Below are 18522 nucleotides of genomic sequence, written 5' to 3' on the forward strand. Positions count from 1 at the left end.
CATCGATGCGTCAGGACCACCTCATCTCCGCGTCGCACCTCTCGCGGGAGGACATCGAGGCGGTGCTCGACCGCGCGGCCGACATCGACGACGACCCGGCCGCGTTCCGGCAGCGACACGCCGGAAAGGTTCTCGGGCTCTGTTTCTTCGAGCCGAGCACGCGAACTCGGATGAGCTTCGACTCCGCGATGAAACGCCTCGGCGGCCAGACCGTCGATATGGGACCGGTCGAGTCGTCGTCGGTCAAGAAGGGCGAGACGCTCGCCGACACCGTCCGCGTGGTCGAGGGCTACGCGGACGCGCTCGTGCTCCGACACCCCAGCGAGGGCGCGGCCACGATGGCCTCCGAGTTCGTCGACGTACCGCTCGTCAACGCGGGCGACGGCGCGGGCCAGCACCCGAGCCAAACCCTCCTCGACCTCTACACCATCCGGGAGAACGCCGGCCTCGACGACCTCACCATCGGTATCATGGGCGACCTGAAGTACGGGCGGACGGTCCACTCGCTGGCCGAGGCGCTGACGAACTTCGACGCCAGCCAGCACTTCGTCAGCCCCGAGAGCCTGCGGCTCCCCCGGAACGTCCGCTACGACCTCCACGCCTCGGGCGCGCAGGTCAGAGAACACACCGAACTCGACGAGGTGCTCCCCGAACTCGACGTGCTCTACGTGACGCGCATCCAGCGCGAGCGCTTCCCCGACGAAAACGAGTACCGAAAAGTCGCGGGACAGTACCAAATCGACTCTGAGACGCTGGAGTCGGCGGCGGACGACCTCACCGTCATGCACCCGCTCCCCCGCGTGGACGAGATTTCGCCGGACATCGACGACACCGACCACGCGACATACTTCGAACAGGCTCACAACGGCATCCCGGTCCGAATGGCGCTGTTGGACATCCTCCTCTCCCAAGACCGATGACAGACGACCACCAACTCCGCGTCTCGAAGATTCGAAACGGCACCGTCATCGACCACGTCGCCGCGGGACAGGCGCTCAACGTCCTCGCCATCCTCGGCATCGACGGCACCAGCGGGGAGGCGGTCTCGGTCGGGATGAACGTCCCCTCCGACCGCCTCGGCCGCAAGGACATCGTGAAGGTCGAAGGCCGCGAACTGAGCCAGTCCGAGGTGGACGTGCTGTCGCTCATCGCGCCCGCCGCGAGCATCAACATCGTCCGCGACTACGACGTGGTCGAGAAGAACCGCGTCGTCCGCCCCGACGCCGTCGCGAGCATCATCTCGTGTCCGAACAGGAACTGCATCTCAAACGCCGACGAACCCATCCGGTCCCGCTTTACCGTCCTCTCGGACGGCGTGCGCTGCGACTACTGCGAGACCATCGTCCGCGAGGACGAAGTCGCGGCCAACCTCGACGTGAACTGACCGTTTTAGGACTCGTTCGACGGCCTTTTTCGCGCGGCGCTCGCCTGACAGCGGTGGTCCTCGTCGGCGAACTCGACGCCGTCGAACTCGAAGCGCGCGCCGCCGGTCGCCGCCGACCCGACGGAGACGGTCCAGCCGTGGGCCTCCGCGAGCGACCGGACGATGTCGAGGCCGAAGCCCGTCCCCTCGGCCGAGGTGGTGAAGCCGCGTTCGAACACCCGCGCTGCGACGGCGGCGTCGATGCCGGAACCGTCGTCTTCGACCGCGAACGTCACCTCGGCCGGCGACGCGGTGACGCGGACGGTCAGCGGCGGGGTTCGACCGCCCGTGGAACCGTGTTCCACCGAGTTCCGAAACAGGTTCTCGAACAGCCGCTGGAGCCGACCGGGGTCGGCGTGAACCGTCGCCGAGGACTCGACGACGAGCGTCGCGTCGCCCGTCTCGACCGTGTTCCACGCCCGGCGGGCGACCGCTTCGAGCGAGACGGGCGCGAAATCGATGACCGCCCTTCCGCTTCGGGCCGCGGTCAACACGTCGTTGACGATGTCGCTGATGCGGGTCAGCGAGGTCGCGACCCGTTCGAGATGTTCGGAGTCGTTGGCCTCTCGTTCGAGGTCGAGAAAGCCCATCGAGATGGAAAGCGGGTTTCGGAGGTCGTGCGAGAGGACCCGGGCGAACTCCCCGAGTCGCTCGTTTTGCTGTGCGAGCTGCTCTTCGTGCTGCCGGCGGGTCGTGATGTCGCGACCGACGCCGCAGAAGCCGACGACCTCCCCGTCAGGCCCCGTGAGCCGGCGGCCGGTGAGTTGGAACAACAGCGTCTCGTCGTCGGTCGGGAGCCGCGCTTCGACGACGGTCGTCCCCGTCCGCATCACCTCCTCGACGGCGCGCTCGACCGCCGGTCGGTCGGCCTCGTGGAAGAACGCGTCGGCCGACATGCCGGTGAGTTCGGCGTCCGACAGGCCGGTGAGCTCCGAGAGTCGCTCGTTCCACGAGACGAGTTTCCCCTCGCTGTCGTAGACGTAGAACACGTCGTCGAGCGCGTCGAGCGCGTCTTCGATGAACCATTCCGTGTCGACTGCCTCCTCGACCCGTTCGGCCGTCCCGCGGGTGGCCCGCGTCCTGCGGCGCTCGCGGGCGAGTCGCTGGACCCGCGAGCCGAGCGGGTCTTCGGCGTCGTCGGCACCACCGGCGTCGTCGGCGGTCGCCGTCGCCCGCGCGAGGACTTCCTCGCGGGCGAGGTACGCGTCGATAGCTAAATCGACCAGTTCGGTCACGGAGTGGTCGGCGTCACCGGGCGCGAGGAAGACGACCGGGAGGTCGCCGCCGGCCGCGCGAATCTCGCGGAGCAGGGAGACCCCGTCACCGTCGGGAAACGCCGAACCGAGAACGAGACAGTCGTACGCGTCGTCGCCGTCGAGGGCGCGGCGAGCGGCGGCGAGCGTCTCGGCCGACTCGACGACGGCGTTCGAGACCGTCCGCTGGACGGCGCGGGTAATCGCGCGGTCGCCGTCGGCGGAGAGGACGCGGAGCGGAGTATCGAATTGCATCGGGCGGAGCAGAGGAAACTGAACGAGTAACGGAATGCTCTCAGATAAGATAACTTTTCTGCGCGTTCTGTCATTTAATCAACGACAGTTCGGAACGTGCATCCAGTTTTTAAATCGCTCGCCGCAGTTGCCCCGGTGTCGTAATCACTTAGTGCGGTGCAGTCGAAGTATTCGGTATGTCCAAGAAGGCCAAACTGGTTCTGGTACTGGCGCTCGTGGCGGTCCTCTACACCGTGTTCTCCGGGAGCGGAGACACCGTCGAAGTCGAAATCGAAGAGTAACCACTTTTTCGCGTGCTCGGCCGCGTTCGGCCGGGTTCGCCTCATTCGCGGCCGGTCAGTGACGACGCCCGAAGAGGGCGTGCACGGCCGAGAGCGAACGACTTACCCGCCGCCCGCGCGAAGGCGGAGCCATGTACGGGGTCGTCACGCGCAACGAAGAGGAAGTCGACTGGCCGGAGTTCGACCGCGGCTTCTACGAGGTCAAGGACGTCACCGGCCGGGCGGCCGAACCGCTGTCGAACGCCGTCAACATGATATCGTGTTTCGGCGACAACGCCGCCGCCAACGAGAGCCCCGAGTTGGTCCCCGTCGACGGCGAGGGGAACCCGGCGACGCGGGACCGAACGTACTTCGACTGGGCGTACATCTGCCCGACGAACGAGAAGTACCGCGCCGGTCTGCTCGAAATCGTCGAGGACGCCGCCGCGGCCAACGGCGACGTTCGCCTCGACGACGTTGGCTTCCCGCGCGACGAGTACTGCCGGTGTGACCGGTGTACCTCGCAGTTCGAGGCGTGGGCCGCCGACCGCGGCCGCGACGCCGACGACGAGGACGCCTGGTTCGAGTGGCGCGCCGAGGTCATCACCGACTTCGTCGCCGACGCGGCCGAGCGCGTCCCCGGTCGCCTGTATCTCACGCTCTATCCCGACCCCTATCCGGGCCACCTCTACCGCCGCTCCGGCCTCGACGTCGAGGCGCTCTCGGCGCACGTCGACGAGTTCGTCGTCCCGCTTTACGACACCAACTACGGGACGACCTACTGGCTCGAAACCATCGCCCGCGGCTTCGTCTCGCTTTTGGAGCCCTACGACGTCGACTTCTCGCTCGAACTGTACGCCGTGAACGTGGACGTGGACGACCTCATCCACGCCATCGAGGTCGCAGACGAGTACGCGAAGGACGTGCTGTTCGGCTACGACGCGAGCAACGCCGCCGCGACGCTCCGCCGGATGACCGCCGACGGCTCTCGCGGGAAGACCTACCACCCCGAAGACGCGACCCGCTGAGCCGGCCGCTGTTCGCCGTCCCGAGCCGCGGGGACGGTCACGGGTGCCCTCGGGAGTGTTCAGAACGCGCCGGCGAGGTAGCCGATGACGACGATGCCGAGGAGGAAGACGAGCGCCGCGAACGCGAACAGGGCGAACATGAGTCGCCGCTGTCCGCTCGTCGGTTGTGCCATGGGCGTTCTCCGGACCGCACCCACTTATGATAGTCGGCGCTCCGGACGGTCCCGTCCGGGCGGGCGGACTCCGGCGGCGAAAAAACGGGGCTCTGCGCGGGTCGGCTACGGGACGACGTAGCCGCCGTCGACGACCATCGGGTGGCCGGTGACGAACGAGGCGTCGTCGGAACAGAGGTAGACGACCGCGCTGGCTATCTCCTCGGGTTTGCCGAGGCGGCCGATTGGCTCGTCTTCGACCAGTCCGGCCCTCGCCTCGTCGTTGCCGGCGGTGAATCGCTCTATCATCGGCGTCTCGATGACGCCCGGACAGACCGCGTTGACGCGGACGTTCTCGGTCGCCACTTCGAGCGCGGCAGAGCGGGTCAGCCCGATGACGCCGTGTTTGGCGGCGTAGTAGTGCGCGAGGTTCGCGCCGCCGGTCAGTCCCGCCACGGAAGACGTGTTGACGATAGCGCCCCCGCCGTTCTCGACGAGGCGCGGAATCTCGTACTTCAGGCCGAGGAACACGCCGGTCAGGTTGATGTCGATGACCCGCTGGAAGTCCTCGATGGACAGCTCGGCGATGGGCCCCGGCGTCCCCTCGATGCCCGCGTTGTTGTGCGCGAAGTCGAGGCCGCCGAACTCGCTTACCGCCCTGTCGACGAGGCTCGCCACGTCGCTTTCCTTCGAGCTATCGGCCTCGAAGAAGGCGGCGTCGCCGCCCTCGCTTTCTATCTCTCGGACGACCTGCTCGCCGGCGTCCACCTGCACGTCCGAGAGCGCGACCATCGCGCCCTCCTCGGCGAACCGGAGCGCGGTCGCCCGACCGATACCCGACGCCGCGCCCGTGACGAGCGCGACTTTCCCATCGATTCCCTTCATGATATCACCACGACCCGCCGGCCGCGTGGGCTGCGCGGTCGTGCGTGCCAGTAGGTGTCACTCGGAAATAACGCCTCTTCAGGGACGCGTGACGCTCTCGCGGCCGAGAAAATAGTGTTTCGTCCGCTCTCTCCGACCGACGGCTCAGTCGAGGTCTTCGATGGGCTCCGCGTTGCCGAAGTACGGGTCGGGCCCGTCACCGGGGGCCGCCCAGTCGACGGCGTTGTCGAGGACGGTCCGAACCTCCTCCTGCTCGTAGATGGGGTAGGTCTCGTGGCCCGGTCGGAAGTAGAAGACGCGGCCCTTGCCGCGGGTGTAACAACAGCCGGAGCGGAACACCTCGCCGCCCTCGAACCACGACGTGAAGACGAGTTCGTCCGGCGCGGGGATGTCGACCCGCTCGCCGTACATCTCGGCGCGGGGGACCTCGAACGACTCGGGGAGGCCGTCGGCGATGGGGTGGCCGGGCTCGACGACCCAGACGCGCTCTTTCTCGCCCGACTCGCGCCACTTCAGCGAGCAGGTCGTCCCCATCAGGCGCTTGAACGGCTTGGAGTAGTGGCCCGAGTGGAGCACGAGCAGTCCCATCCCGTCGCGGACGCGGTCGACCACGCGGTCGACGATTGCGTCGTCCACCTCGTCGTGGGCCTTGTGCCCCCACCACGCCAGCACGTCGGTGTCGTCGAGGACCGACTCGGTGAGGCCGTGTTCCGGTTCGTCCAGCGTGGCGGTCTGCACGTCGTACCCCGCCTCGCGGAGCCCCTCGGCTATCGTCGCGTGGATACCGTCGGGGTAGATTTCGGCGACCTCGTCGTTTTCCTTCTCGTGTCGGTACTCGTTCCAGACGGTGACGGTGACCATACTCCCGCCGTCGCCGGGCGGCGACAAGTATGCACCGACAGCGAAATGCGCCGAAGGCGAGGGCGAGGGCGGCCCGTGGCGGTCGCCCACCGAGTCGGCTACGTCCCTTCGAACTCCGGTTCCCGCCGGCTCATGAACGACTCCACGCCCTCGGCGTGGTCGTCGGTTCCGAACATGACCGCCTGCGCCGACGCCTCGTGTTCGATGGCCGCCTCGATGGAGTCGTCGGGGCGGCGGAGCAGTCGCTTTGAGGCGGTGAGCGCCTTCGTCGGGCCGCCGGCGATGCGCGCCGTGAGGGCGTCGAGTTCCGCCTCGAACTCGTCCTCGTCGGCGACGCGGTTCACGACGCCGAGTTCCAGCGCCCGCTCGGGGCCGAGTTTCTCGCCCGTGTAGACGAGTTCCATGGCGACGTTGCGCCCGACGAGTCGGGGGAGGAGGTACGACAGCCCGGAGTCGACCGCGAGGCCGACCCGGCGGAAGCCGAAGCCGACGGAGGCGTCTTCGCGGAGGAGTTGGAGGTCGCAGGCGATGGCGAGCGCGCCGCCCGCGCCCACGGCCGGGCCGTCGATGGCCGCGACCGTCGGCAGGTCGCACTCGTAGACGCGGCGCACGCAGTCGGCGGTGTCGCGGACGACGTGGTCGACCGCCTCTGGGAGCGTCATGGCGTCGGCCTGTAGCTCCAGCATGGCGTTCACGTCGCCGCCGGCACAGAACGCGCCCGCCTCGTCGCTCCCGCGGAGGACGACACAGCGCGTCTCGTCGGGGAGCGAGCCCAGCGCCTCGCGCACGCCGGCGGTGACTTCGACCGTCAGCGCGTTCCGAACCGCCGGGGCGTCCAGCGTCACCGTCGCCACGCCGTCGTCGAGCGCGAGCCGTACCGCGTCGGAGTCGAGTTCGACCTCGGTCATCTCCCGGTTCGACGTGCAGAACCGTGAAAAACGTTTGGACCGTGGAGAGTTGAATCGTCGCTGACCGGCTCAGGAGAACAGCGCGGACACGTCGATACCGAGCCCCGGGGCCTCGGGGACGCGCATCCGGCCCTCGCGCACGGGTGCCGGGTCGACCGCGAGGTCGGAGTCGAGGAGCGAGGCGGTCGCCAGCCCGTGGGCCCGGTCGCCGGGGAGCGACGCCGCGACGTGGAGCGCGCCGAGTCGGGCGACGACGGCGTCGATGGTGGTCGTGACGACGACGTCGACGCCGGCGTCGCGGGCGCGAGCCGCGAGGTCGCGGACGCGGTCCGGGCCCCCGAGCGCCATCGGCTTGCAGACGAGCACGTCCGCCGCGTTCGAGGCGAGCGCGCGTTGCGGCGGGACCGCCGCCAGCGACTCGTCGAGCGCGATGGGCGTGTCGTGGAGCCGCCGGAGGACGGCGTGGCCGTCGAGTTCGTCGGCCGGGAGCGGCTGTTCGAGGTAGTCGAGGTCGAGGTCACGTTCCTCGACCGAGTCGAGAAAGCGGTCGGCGGTCCAGCGGTCCCACGCGGCGTTCGCGTCGGCCCGCAGCGACACGTCGGGACCGACCGCCTCGCGGACGGCCCGGAGACGCGCCACATCGTCGGTCGGGTCGCGCGCGCCGACCTTCAGTTTGAGGCAGTCGTACCCCGATTCGACGGCGGTCTCGGCGGCCTCGACGGTCGCCTCGGGACCGTCGTCGCCGAGGGTCGCGTTCACCGGAAGCGAGGTGTGCGAGTCGGTGGCTAGGGACGCGGCGAGCGGTCGGTCGGCGGCGCGAGCGCGGGCGTCGGAGACGGCGAGCGAGACGGCGTGTCTCGCGGCGGGCGCGTCTGCGAGTGTCCCGTCTTCCAGTGCGGACTCGGGATTGGCGTCGGCCACGGCGTCGCCTTCGGCGAGGTCGGCGAGCGCGTCGCGGCAGTCGGCGAGTGACTCGGTCCAGCCCGGAAGCGGCGTCGCCTCGCCGACGCCAGTCTCGCCCGCAACGTCGACCGCGACGAGAAGTCCCTCGCGGCGCTCGATGTCGCCCTTGGCGGTCGAAAGCGGCGTTTCGAGGTCGACGGCGAACTCGCGGAGACGCATCGTCACGCGAGGACGAGGCCGACCGAGAAGAGGACGGCGTAGAGGGCGAGGAGTTTGCCCGTGTCTTCGAGCGCGGGGTTGAGCTTCTCGCCTTTCGTCTCGGTCACGACGGTCCGCGCGATGCGGGCCGCGACGGGCATCGAGAACATGGGCAGGAGGACGAACCAGTCGAAGCCCGCGCGGGTCCACAGGTAGGCGGGGACGACGTAGGCGAGCGCGAGCATGGCGACGTACTCGGCGCGGGCGAAACCGTAGCCGAACCGGACCGCGAGGGTCCGCTTGCCCGTGGTCGCGTCTTCCTCCTTGTCGCGGACGTTGTTCACGACGAGGATGTTCGTGGAGATGGCCGCGATGGGGAGGCTGGCGAGGACGGCGACGACCGTGACGGTCCCCTCCGGAATACCGACGGTGAGCGGGGCGGCGAGGACGCTCGCGGCCTGCACGTAGAAGGTTCCGACGACGGCGACGAGGCCGAAGAAGACGAAGACGAACAGGTCGCCGAGACCGTGGTAGCCGAGGGGGTACGGGCCGCCGGTGTAGGCGATGCCCGAGGCGACCGAAAGCAGGCCGATGACGAGGATGGGCACGCCGCCGACGTAGACGAGGGAGGTGCCGAGGAGGACGGCGGCGGCGAAGGTGAGATACATCGCCCGCTTGACCTCGGCCGGCGGGATGAGCCCGCCCGCGGTGACGCGGGTGAACCCCTCGCGGGCCTCGGTGTCCGCGCCCTGCACCGCGTCGTAGTAGTCGTTGGCGAAGTTGGTCCCGACTTGGATGAGAAGCGCGCCCACGAGCGCCGCGAGCGCGGGGAGCGGGGCGAACAGGTCGGCGTGGACCGCGACCGCGGTGCCGACGACGACCGGCGCGGCGGCCGCCGGGAGCGTCTGCGGCCGCGACGCCATCACCCACGCCCGCCTGCGAGAGATGTCCTGCGTGCTCATTGTCTGCATACGAGGGCCGAAGCAGTGAGTAAGTTCCTATCCGAAAGCGCGCGACGCCGAGGCGGTGGGTGGGAGACGGCGGCCCCCCGGCGTGCGCGTCGGCCCCGACGAGGGAGAGCGCCCCGACGTCGGCGACGACGTGGTCATCGCCGTCGCCGACGGTGGGGTGTCGATGACTCGCTATTCGGAGTCGGAAGCGGAATCAGCGGCGGGACCGGAATCGGCGGCGACGCCGAGATGGTCGGCGAGTCGCTCGCGACCGCGCTCGGCCCGAGCTTCGACCGCTTCCTCGGAGATGTACATCTCGCGCTGACGCTCCACGTCGGCCTCGCGGAGTTCGCGGAGTCGCTCCTCGGCGAGGTCGCAGTCGTCGGGGACTCGGCTGTCGAACCGCTCGCGCCAGTCGTCGCGGGCGGTCTCCTCGCCGGCGAGTTCCGATTCGGGACGTATCCAGTCCCAGTGATGCGCGAGGGCCTCGGGATACCCCCGTTCGAGGCGGTGGTCGGTGATGACCGACCGGCCGACGCGCGCGCCCTGTCCGGCCGACATGATGGCCTGCACGTTGACCTCGCTCACCGGCGCGGCGACGTACAGCCCGTCGATGGCTGTCCGGCCCTCGATGTCGGCGTAGTCGCGGTCGAACTTCGTCCGCGTCTCGCCGTCGTACTCGTAGGTGACGAACATCTCGTCGTCGTCGAGCGGTTCGAGGAAGTCGCCGCCGTAGCGGGCGGCCGCGACGACCCGCCTCGCCGTGACGGTCTCGCCGTCCTGCGTCGTGACCTCGAAGCCCGGCCCGGCGGCGTCCGCGGTCTCGGTCCCGTCGCCGCCGGCGGGTTCGACCGCCTCGACGAGCGCCGGAACGAGGTCGCAGCCGGCCGCCTCGACGTGGTCGTGGATGAGTCCGTAGAACGTCTCGACGTCGACGCCGCCGGGGAAGCCGAGGTAGTTCTCCAGATAGGCACAGCGCTGGAGCGACGACCGGCCGCGGTCGAAGACGACGGTGTCGAGACCGTACCGACCGGTGAAGACGCCCGCCGAGCAGCCCGTCGGCCCGCCGCCGACGATGGCTACGTCGTAGTCGAACGCCGCCGTTTCGGGGTCGGTCGCTGTCGTCGTCGCCGTCCCCTCCGAGCGCTCGGCGTCCGCCATCTCAGAACTCCCCGTTGACGATGTCCGCGACGCGTTGGCGGTCGAACAGTTCGGCGTCGCCCGTCACGTCGCCGAACACGTCGGGGTACAACTGCTTCGCGGCGCGCTCGGTCAGGAACAGGTTGTGAATCGGCCCCTGGAACAGGTAGCCGCCGCGGTAGACCCGACCGTTCTGGACGGCCGCCAGTTCGCCGCCGACGGGGTGGTCCTCCATGTACGCGAGGACGGTGTCGCGGAACTCCTCGGGCGTCTTGCGCTCGTGGCCGCGGACGAGAATCACGTCGGGGTCGATTTCGAGGAGGTTCTCGTAGTCGAGTTCGCCGCGGTTGGTCGTGCTGAGGTTCTCGATGTCGGTCCCCGAGAGCGCGTCGGTGACGCCGAGGTCGTTCCACTGCTTTTTGCTCGTGCCCTTGTCGTTGAGGCGGTACGGCGAGAACGTCTCGGGTTCGGTCGTCCCTTCGAAGGTGAGAAAGACGTTCGGGCGCTCGTCCGCGGGCGGCAGTTCCGCCTGTATCTCCGCGATGAACTCGTCGTGGAACGCCTCGAACGCCTCGTAGCGGTCCTCGCGCTGGAACACCTGCGCGACCTTCTCGAACGCCTCGTAGAGCGTGTAGTAGCGGTAGTCGTGCCAGCCGTCCGACCGGCGGAAGACGAGGTTGCCGACGAACGGGGCGACGTTCTCCGCGATTTCGTCCACGTCGGCTTGGTCCCAGTCGAACCAGTTGATGAGCATGTTCGGGTCGTAGAGGTGGACGTCGTTGTCGAGTTCGTAGAACTCCTCTTTCGTCCGGACCTCGGGGTACGCCTCGATTTGCTCGCGGTCGACGCTCACGCCGGGGAGTTCGTCGTAGACGTAGGTGTAGTACCGGCCCGCGCCGCCGACGCCGGTCAGCCCGTCGCCGACGCCGAGCGCGACGGCCATGTCCGCGTAGCCGCCGTCGTAGGCGGCCCACGACTCGGGAACCGAGTCGAACGTGACCTCGCCCATCGGCTCCATCGTCACCGAGTACGAGGAGTCCGCCTCGGTCGTCTGGGTCTCCGTCTCGGCGCTCGTTTCGGTGGCTGCCTCGGTCGTCGTCTCGGCCGCCGTGGTCGCCTCGTCACTCCCCGACGAGTCCGACGTACAACCGGCCAGCATCCCGGCACCGAGAGCCGTGCCGCCGTACCGAATGTAGTTGCGTCGCGTGAGTCCCTCCTGCCCGGTGGATTTCTCTTCCATGGGATTTAGGCTAACCTAAATGTATAAGAGCGTTCCTATTTTTCGGCCGGCCTAAACCTTGGCGAGGCGACGTGTTTCGGCCCGACGGGAGGGGCCGCATCGCGGTTGCGGGTCCGGCGTCCGGCGAGAGCCGGGGTCAGGCCCTCAGTAGTGCCACGGGTAGTCGCGGAAGCGGGGTTCGCGCTTTTCCAGGAAGGCGTCGCGGCCCTCTTGGGCCTCCTCGGTCATGTAGGCGAGCCGGGTCGCCTCGCCGGCGAACACCTGCTGGCCGACCATGCCGTCGTCGGTCATGTTGAAGGCGTACTTGAGCATGCGCATGGCCGTCGGCGACTTCTTCGTCATCTCGTCGGCCCACTCCAGCGCCACGTCCTCTAGCTCCTCGTGGGGAATCGCCTCGTTCGCCATGCCCATGTCCACGGCCTCCTCGGCGGAGTAGGTCTTGCCCATGAAGAACACCTCGCGGGCCTTCTTCTGGCCGACCTGCTTTGCGAGATACGCGGAGCCGAAGCCGCCGTCGAAGGAGGCCACGTCGGGGTCGGTCTGGAGGAACTTCGCGTGCTCCTCGGAGGCGAGCGTCATGTCGCAGACGACGTGCAGGGAGTGGCCGCCGCCGACGGCCCACCCCGGCACGACGGCGACGACGGGTTTGGGCATGAAGCGAATGAGCCGCTGGACTTCGAGGATGTGCAGGCGACCGGCTTTCGCCTCGCGGACGAGCGGGTCGTCGGAGGCGTCGGCCTCGTCGTCGTCGCGGTACTCGTAGCCCGAGCCGCCGCGGACCGACTGGTCGCCGCCGGAACAGAACGCCCAGCCGCCGTCCTTCTCGGAGGGACCGTTGCCGGTCAGGAGGACGCACCCGACGTTCGCGCGCTTTCTGGCGTCGTCGAGCGCGGCGTAGAGTTCGTCCACGGTTCCGGGTCGGAAGGCGTTTCGGACCTCGGGGCGGTCGAACGCGATACGGACCGCCGGCACGTCGACGGCGCGGTGGTAGGTGATGTCGTCGAACTCGTCGGACCCCGGGACGGGCTCCCAGCGGTCGGGGTCGAAAATCTCCGAGACCATACCGAGTGGCGGCGCGGGCGGCGCAAAAAGATTCGCTTGCGGCGATGGTTCGGGGCCGAGTCCCGCCGCGTTCTCCGCTCGGCCCGGAACTATTTGTCAGTCGGCGAACTACTCTCGCGCATGTCGGCCGCGACCAGCCTTCTCGTCAGATTCGTCCACATCGTCGGGATGGCGCTCGTCTTCGGTGGCGCAGTGTTCGCGTGGACGACGCTCAGAGCGCCCGGTTCCGGGACCGAGGGCGCGGGTGACTCGGCCGGGGTCGTCGGCGACCCGTCGACTCTCGCGACCACCTACGAGTGGGTTTTCTGGGCGGCGATGGGCGCGATGGTCGTCACCGGCGTCGGCAACCTCGGCGCGCTCGGTCCGCCCGGCCCGTCCGGCCGCTGGGGAACGATACTGACGGTGAAGCTCCTCGCGGTGACCGCGTTCGTCCTCGGGTCGTTCGTCCGGACGCTCGTCGCGCTCAGGCTCCGACGAGACTACCCGGTGGGTGCCGGGCGCTCGCTCCTCGCGAAGAGCTACGGCGCGACCGCCGCCGCGCTTCTCGTCCTCGTCGCGCTCGCGGAGGTGTTGGCGCATGGCTGAGACCGCCGCCGGCCGCTTCGAGGCGTGGGCCGTCTCGTCGTTCAATCTCGTCGTCCTGAGTCTCGTCGGACTCCTCGCGGCCCACGCGAGCGGCGCGCTGGAAGGCGAACTCGCCAACTTCGGGACGCTTCCGGGCGTCGCCGCCTTCGCCTACCTGTGGCTCCTCACCGCGGCCGCGACCCGATGGGCGCTGGCTGGCGGCGGGCTGGCCGACCTACAGGACGGCCTCCGCGGACTGTGGCGACTCGTCCTCCGCGGGTTCGCGGCAGGCGCGCTCATCGGGGCGGCGTTCCTCCTCGGGGTGCTCCTCGTCGGCGCGATTCTGAACGGAGCCCCGCTCCTCTCGTTGGCGTTCATCGCGCTCATCGGCGTCGCGGCCGCGAGCGTCGTCGGCGGAGTCATCGGCGGCCTGTCTGTCGTCCTCGACGCCGGCTGTTACTGGGCCGCCGGGCGACTCGTCGGGCCGTGGGCGAAGTCAGATGTCTCGGACGACGCTTCCGACGCGGGGGGCTAGTCTCGAAGCGGACCGCGCGGACTCGTCAACCACGACGTCAGTCCGACGAGTACCGCGGCCGCGATGCCGACGAGAAAGGCGGTCGTTCCGGCCACGGAGCCGTAGGCGACGAGCCCCGTCCCGACGACCGCGGTCGCGAGCGACCGGCGGCGACCCATCGACTCGGGGTAGCCGCCGGCTTTGAACCGCGCGAGCCCCCACGCCACCACGGCGACGAGCGGCGCGAGGCCGAGGCCCGTCAGGGGCCGCTGGACGACGAACCAGAGGACGGGAAAGGCGACCACGACCGCGACGAGCGCGAGCGTCCCGCGGCGGCCGAGCGCCGGGGGATAGCCGCGCTCGGCGAGGTCCGAGAGAAGCACCACGCCGAAGACGACGGTCGCGCCCGCGAAGACCCCGGCGAGGGGTTCGTACGCGACGACGGTCGCGTAGGCGAACGCGAGAACGCCGAGGAACCCGGCGACGGCGTAGACGCTGCCGCGGTACTGGCGGAAGAGTGCGGAGGACATGTCGCCACGATTCGGAGCGCAGGAGAAAAGTCAGTCGGTCGACTGGTTCGGTCGGTCAGTCGGACAGTCGCTCTCTGGCGCGCTCGGCGATACGCTCGCGTACGCGGTGCGAGTCCTCGGCGTCGGTACGGACTTCGATAACGTCGGTGCCGTCGGTGGCGACCGACTCGGCGTAGGCGTCGGGGAAGTCGTCCGGGTCGACCGACGCGAACGAGAGGTCGTAGAGGTCCTCGGTGGCCGCGAAGTCGAGGCCGTGGGGCGTCTTGAACTGGTCCGTGAAGGGCGGTTCGTACTCCTCGATGGGGAGCATGTGGAAGATGCCGCCGCCGTCGTTGTTGACGAGGACGATGGTCGCGTCCACGCCGAGGCGACCGAGCGCGAGCAGGCCGTTCATGTCGTGGTAGTACGCGAGGTCGCCGGTCAGGAGCGTCAGGTGGTCGGTCGCCGCGGAGCCGGCCCCGAGCGCCGAGGAGACGATGCCGTCGATGCCGGACGCGCCGCGGTTGCCGAGGACCGTCCGGGACTTCGTCGAGGGTCGCGCGAAGCGGTCGAGGTCGCGGACGGGCATGGAGTTCGAGACGAACAGCGTCGAGGGCTCGGGCGCGAGGTCGGCCACGTCGGCCGCGAGCCGGCCCTCGAAGGCGTCGGTCTCGTCGTCGACGAAGCTCCAGTAGGCGTCCTCCGCGTCGGTCCACCGCGCGTTCCAGCCCTCGTCCGGGCGGTTGCGGATGAGTTGCGAGAGCCGCCACGCGAGCACCGAGGGCTCGGCCTCAACGAGGTCAGTCGCGCCGAACTCGGCCTCGCGCCAGCGGCCCGTCGGGTCGACGAGGTACTGCCGGGCGTCGGTGCGCGCGAGGTACTTCCGGAGCGCCTTCGAGGTCGGCGACGCACCGATGCGGACGACAACTTCGGGGTCGGGCCAGTCGGCGGTGACGCGCTCGTCGAGGTAGGCGTCGTAGCCGCCGAGGACGGTCGTCGTCCGGGTGTGACCGCCGAATCGGAGCCCCGAAAGCGGGTCGGCGGCGACGGGGAAGCCGGTCGCGTGGGCGAACGCGGCGACGGCCTCGGCGTTGAATCCCGGCGGGTCGGCGGGACCGGCGACGATGAGTCCGCGGTCGACCGCGAGGTCGTCGGCGAGCTTTCGGAGGTGGTCCTCGGAGAGTTCCGGCGCGCCCGCGGTCGTCTTGACGTAGGGTCGGCTCCCGCTCCGGCCGTCGAGCGCCTCGGGGTCGAGGTCGGCGGGCACGTCGCCCTCGACGTACGTCGGTTCGAGCGGCTTTCTGAAGGGGAAGTTGAGGTGGACGGGACCGGCGTCGACGCCGGTTGCCTCGGAGATCGCGCGGCCGGCGGTGGTTCGGAGGCTCCGGAGCTTCCTGTCCGTGGCCTCCGGTTCGGGCATGTCCTTGTACCAGCGGACGGCGTCGCCGTAGAGCTTCTCTTGGTCGACGGTCTGGTTGGCTCCGCTGTCGCGGAGTTCCGGCGGTCGGTCGGCCGTGAGGACGAGCATCGGCACGCGGGCCTGCGACGCCTCGATGACCGCGGGGTGGAAGTTGGCGGCGGCGGTGCCCGAAGTGCAGAGAATGGGCGTCACCTCGCCCGTGCGCCGGGCGCGGCCGAGCGCGAAGTAGGCCGCCGAGCGCTCGTCGAGGTGCGAGAACGTCTCGATGTCGTCGTGGCGGTCGAACGCCTCCGTGAGGGGCGTCGAGCGACTGCCGGGTGCGATGCACACCGCGTCGATGCCGGTGCGTGCCAGTTCGTCGGCGAAGGTCCGTGCCCAGAGGGCGTTTCGGTTCGGTGCTGTCATCTCGTCTGGGTCGTCAAATCGGATTGAATCGAGTCGAGTCGAAGTCGGTCGTCAGCTACGATGTCGGTCGTCAGCTACGATGTCGGTCGTCAGCTACGATGTCGGTCGCCGGCTACGGCGTCAGTCGTCGCGTTCGAGTTCGTCGAGGATGGGTCGGTACTTCAGTTGCACCTCGTCCCACTCCGCGTCGGGGTCGGAGTCGGCGACGAGGCCGACGCCCGCAAAGAGCGTCGCCAGCGTCTCCTCGACGATGGCCGAGCGGAGGGCGACCGCGAAACTGCCGTCGCCGTCGGCGTCGAACCAGCCGACCGGCGCGGCGTACCAGCCGCGGTCGAACGGTTCGGTGTCGCGAATCACGTCGAGGGCGGCTTCCGGCGGGAGGCCGCCGACCGCGGGCGTCGGGTGGAGCGCGTCCACGAGCGAGAGGACGTGTTCGTCGCGTTCGAGCGTCGCGTCGATGGGCGTCCAGAGGTGCTGGACGGTCGCCAGCTTCCGAATCCCGCGGTCGCCGACGCGAATCTCGGCCGAAAGCGGGGCGAGCTGTTCCCGAATCGTCTCCGCGACGAGTTCGTGTTCGTGGTTGTCCTTCTCGCTTCCGAGCAGTTCGTTCGCGAGCCACTCGTCTTCGTCGTCGGTGTCGCCGCGGCCGGTCGTCCCGGCGAGCGCGCCGGTCTCGACCTCGCGACCGCGGAGCGAGACGAGTCGCTCGGGCGTCGCGCCGAGGAAGCTCGCCCCGCCGTTCGGCTCGACGAGGAAGCGGTGGCAGTCGGGGTACGTCCGACCGAGGCGGGCGAGCAGGTCGGGCGCGGCGGCGGGGCGGTCGAGTTCGACTTCGAGCGCCTGCGCGAGGACGACCTTCTGAAGGTCGCCGGCGCGGATGCGAGAGACCGCGGCGTCGACGCTCTCGTGCCACGCCTCGACCGAGGTCGTCCGGTGGCGGTTCGAGACGCCCGGCGGTCCCTCGGGGGGAGCGTCGTCGAGCGATTCGAGCGTCTCGCGGACCTCGTCGAGTCGGTCGCCGACGGCCTCGGGGTCGGCGTCCGCGCCGACGGCGGTGACCGTGAGCCACGCGTCGTCGCCGTCGAAGGCGACCTGCACCTCGGGGACGACGAAGCGCGCGGCCGGGAAGTCGGCCCACGGGTCGCGGCCGGTCGCCTCCTCGTGGAAGGCGAGGCCGCCGAAAAATCGCGGGCGGGCGACGTCAGGGGCGTCAACGTCAGCGCCGTCGAACAGCGACGTGGCCGACTCGCGGACGCGCGCGAGTCGCTCGGGGCCGTCGGCCTCGACGGCCACGGCGACGCCGCCGCCGACGACTGTCGGCTCGTCGGGGGCGGTCCACAGCGCCCGCGGGCGGCGCATCGTCGCGAGCGACGCCGAGACGGGCGGCGCAGACAGTCGAACCGACCTGCTGACGAGATGGGCCCCCATCTCGTCTGTCCGCAACGGTTCCATCGACCGTGGGTCAGGACCGGGGACGCTTGAAACTCTCCCTTCTGTCCCGCGCGCCGCCCCGGGGAGTCGGCGGAACGCGCACATCTGTCCACCGAACGACAACGCTGGTGGCTCGGACGCGAAGCGACCGCCGAAAACGCTGGAAATCAGCTCAGCTGTACCGCTCTTCGTTCCACGGGTTCGCCGTGTTCGAGTACCCGCGTTTCTCCCAGTAGCCGCGTTCGGGCTCGGTGAGGAATTCGACGCCCGAGACCCACTTCGCGCCCTTGTAGGCGTACTTGTGCGGGGTGACGACCCGAAGGGGGCCGCCGTGGTCGGCTGGCAGGTCCTCGCCGTCGTAGCCCCAGACGAACATGACCTCGTCGCGCATGCACTGGTCGAGGGGCAGGTTCGTGGTGTAGCCGTCCATGGCGTGGAACATCACGTGGACCGCGTCGTCGTCGACACCGACCGCGTCTGCGAGCGTCGGGAACGTGACGCCCTCGAACTCGCAGTCGAACTTGCTCCAGCCGGTGACGCAGTGGAAGTCCTGTACCTGCGTCTCGGAGGGGAGGTCTCGGAACTCGTCGAACGAGAGATCGAGTTCGGTCTCGACCGCGCCCCACGCCTCGAACGACCACGTCTCGGGGTCCCACGAGGGCGTGCCGCTCTTGGAGAGCACGGGAAACCGCTGGGTCTCGCGTTGGCCCGGCGGGAGTCGGTCGTCGCCGAACTCCTCGTAGAGGTGGGTCACGTCGTTGGCCATGGTCGAATCTTCGGCCCGACGCACCTATCACTAACGACTCCGGACACCCGTCGGCGACAGGGGCGGCAGCCGCACTAACCGAACGTAAACGGAGATTCGCGTTCGCCGGAACGACCTTCGGAAAACCCGATTATTTCCCCGGTAGAGTTATATACGGCCCTTCCAAAGCGACGGACGTTCAGATGCCCAAAGTAGAGATTACCGTGCCGGAACACCTGGAGATGCAGATCGTCCAACTCGTCGAACAGGGCGAGTTCGTCAACCGCGACGAGGCCATCGAGGACCTGCTGTCGACCGGTATCCGCGCGTACAAGACCAGCGGTCCGATGTCCGACGAGGACCGCGCGTACGAAGACGACGGAATGATGGGCCACGAAGACGAGTACGTCTTCTGA

Annotated in this window: 19 protein-coding genes; 6 read left to right on the forward strand and 13 right to left on the reverse strand. The window is 69.2% G+C overall.

From position 1 onward, the window contains the following. Positions 1-5 precede the first annotated feature (5 nt). Both pyrB and pyrI read left to right on the forward strand, forming a co-directional pair. Positions 6-920, forward strand: a complete 915-nt coding sequence (pyrB, locus tag C457_RS07360; RefSeq protein WP_008093297.1) for an aspartate carbamoyltransferase — start codon at positions 6-8, stop codon at positions 918-920. Continuing rightward, positions 917-1384, forward strand: coding sequence for an aspartate carbamoyltransferase regulatory subunit (gene pyrI / locus C457_RS07365; protein ID WP_004977049.1), 468 nt, complete (start codon positions 917-919; stop codon positions 1382-1384). The genes pyrB and pyrI overlap by 4 nt, the downstream gene beginning before the upstream one ends. Positions 1385-1389: 5 nt before the next feature. Here the strand turns inward: pyrI and C457_RS07370 are convergent, their stop codons facing one another. After that, complete coding sequence (locus C457_RS07370; protein WP_008093299.1) at positions 1390-2931, reverse strand: ATP-binding response regulator; 1542 nt, start codon at positions 2929-2931, stop codon at positions 1390-1392. A 412-nt stretch (positions 2932-3343) separates the two neighbouring features. Here C457_RS07370 and C457_RS07375 point away from each other — a divergent pair, with 412 nt between their 5' ends. Further along, positions 3344-4219, forward strand: a complete 876-nt coding sequence (locus C457_RS07375) for a hypothetical protein (protein WP_008093300.1) — start codon at positions 3344-3346, stop codon at positions 4217-4219. 278 nt (positions 4220-4497) lie between these two features. Here C457_RS07375 and C457_RS07380 read toward each other — a convergent pair whose 3' ends face one another. The 8 genes from C457_RS07380 to C457_RS07415 all read right to left on the reverse strand — a co-directional run bounded on the left by C457_RS07380 (position 4498) and on the right by C457_RS07415 (position 12518). Next, positions 4498-5256 (reverse strand): glucose 1-dehydrogenase, encoded by a 759-nt coding sequence (locus tag C457_RS07380; RefSeq protein ID WP_008093301.1) that lies wholly within the window; start codon positions 5254-5256, stop codon positions 4498-4500. 144 nt (positions 5257-5400) lie between these two features. Then, positions 5401-6117 (reverse strand): ThuA domain-containing protein, encoded by a 717-nt coding sequence (locus C457_RS07385; RefSeq protein ID WP_008093302.1) that lies wholly within the window; start codon positions 6115-6117, stop codon positions 5401-5403. Between the two features lie 98 nt (positions 6118-6215). Next, positions 6216-7025: an enoyl-CoA hydratase/isomerase family protein gene (locus C457_RS07390; protein ID WP_008093303.1), complete on the reverse strand. Its 810-nt coding sequence runs from the start codon at positions 7023-7025 to the stop codon at positions 6216-6218. A 69-nt stretch (positions 7026-7094) separates the two neighbouring features. Next, entirely contained in the window at positions 7095-8147 is a 1053-nt protein-coding gene (gene menC, locus C457_RS07395; RefSeq protein WP_008093304.1) for an o-succinylbenzoate synthase, read from the reverse strand. 2 nt (positions 8148-8149) lie between these two features. Continuing rightward, the gene (locus tag C457_RS07400) at positions 8150-9088 is read right to left on the reverse strand and encodes a 1,4-dihydroxy-2-naphthoate polyprenyltransferase (protein WP_049913439.1); all 939 of its coding nucleotides are present in this window, start codon (positions 9086-9088) and stop codon (positions 8150-8152) included. A 180-nt stretch (positions 9089-9268) separates the two neighbouring features. Continuing rightward, the gene (locus tag C457_RS07405; protein ID WP_008093307.1) at positions 9269-10237 is read right to left on the reverse strand and encodes an NAD(P)/FAD-dependent oxidoreductase; all 969 of its coding nucleotides are present in this window, start codon (positions 10235-10237) and stop codon (positions 9269-9271) included. 1 nt (position 10238) lies between these two features. Beyond that, positions 10239-11456: an ABC transporter substrate-binding protein gene (locus tag C457_RS07410; protein ID WP_008093309.1), complete on the reverse strand. Its 1218-nt coding sequence runs from the start codon at positions 11454-11456 to the stop codon at positions 10239-10241. Between the two features lie 144 nt (positions 11457-11600). Continuing rightward, positions 11601-12518, reverse strand: coding sequence for a 1,4-dihydroxy-2-naphthoyl-CoA synthase (locus tag C457_RS07415; protein WP_004043470.1), 918 nt, complete (start codon positions 12516-12518; stop codon positions 11601-11603). Between the two features lie 120 nt (positions 12519-12638). On the opposite strand from C457_RS07415, the gene C457_RS07420 reads away from it, so the two are divergent. Together C457_RS07420 and C457_RS07425 are read left to right on the forward strand one after the other, a co-directional pair. Continuing rightward, a complete protein-coding gene (locus C457_RS07420) occupies positions 12639-13103 on the forward strand; it encodes a hypothetical protein (RefSeq protein WP_008093313.1) in 465 nt (154 codons plus the stop codon). After that, positions 13096-13617, forward strand: a complete 522-nt coding sequence (locus tag C457_RS07425) for a hypothetical protein (RefSeq protein ID WP_008093315.1) — start codon at positions 13096-13098, stop codon at positions 13615-13617. The genes C457_RS07420 and C457_RS07425 overlap by 8 nt, the downstream gene beginning before the upstream one ends. Here the strand turns inward: C457_RS07425 and C457_RS07430 are convergent. The 4 genes from C457_RS07430 to C457_RS07445 all read right to left on the reverse strand — a co-directional run bounded on the left by C457_RS07430 (position 13614) and on the right by C457_RS07445 (position 18127). Next, positions 13614-14126, reverse strand: a complete 513-nt coding sequence (locus C457_RS07430) for a hypothetical protein (RefSeq protein WP_008093317.1) — start codon at positions 14124-14126, stop codon at positions 13614-13616. The genes C457_RS07425 and C457_RS07430 overlap by 4 nt on opposite strands. Positions 14127-14181: 55 nt before the next feature. Further along, on the reverse strand, positions 14182-15930 hold the full coding sequence (menD, locus tag C457_RS07435; RefSeq protein WP_008093319.1) for a 2-succinyl-5-enolpyruvyl-6-hydroxy-3-cyclohexene-1-carboxylic-acid synthase: 1749 nt from the start codon (positions 15928-15930) through the stop codon (positions 14182-14184). 120 nt (positions 15931-16050) lie between these two features. Beyond that, complete coding sequence (locus C457_RS07440) at positions 16051-17382, reverse strand: isochorismate synthase (RefSeq protein WP_008093321.1); 1332 nt, start codon at positions 17380-17382, stop codon at positions 16051-16053. Between the two features lie 151 nt (positions 17383-17533). After that, the gene (locus C457_RS07445) at positions 17534-18127 is read right to left on the reverse strand and encodes a sulfite oxidase-like oxidoreductase (RefSeq protein WP_008093322.1); all 594 of its coding nucleotides are present in this window, start codon (positions 18125-18127) and stop codon (positions 17534-17536) included. 182 nt (positions 18128-18309) lie between these two features. On the opposite strand from C457_RS07445, the gene C457_RS07450 reads away from it, so the two are divergent. Beyond that, complete coding sequence (locus C457_RS07450; protein ID WP_004043463.1) at positions 18310-18522, forward strand: ribbon-helix-helix domain-containing protein; 213 nt, start codon at positions 18310-18312, stop codon at positions 18520-18522.

It is taken from the genome of Haloferax prahovense DSM 18310 (assembly GCF_000336815.1).
Lineage (GTDB): Archaea > Halobacteriota > Halobacteria > Halobacteriales > Haloferacaceae > Haloferax > Haloferax prahovense.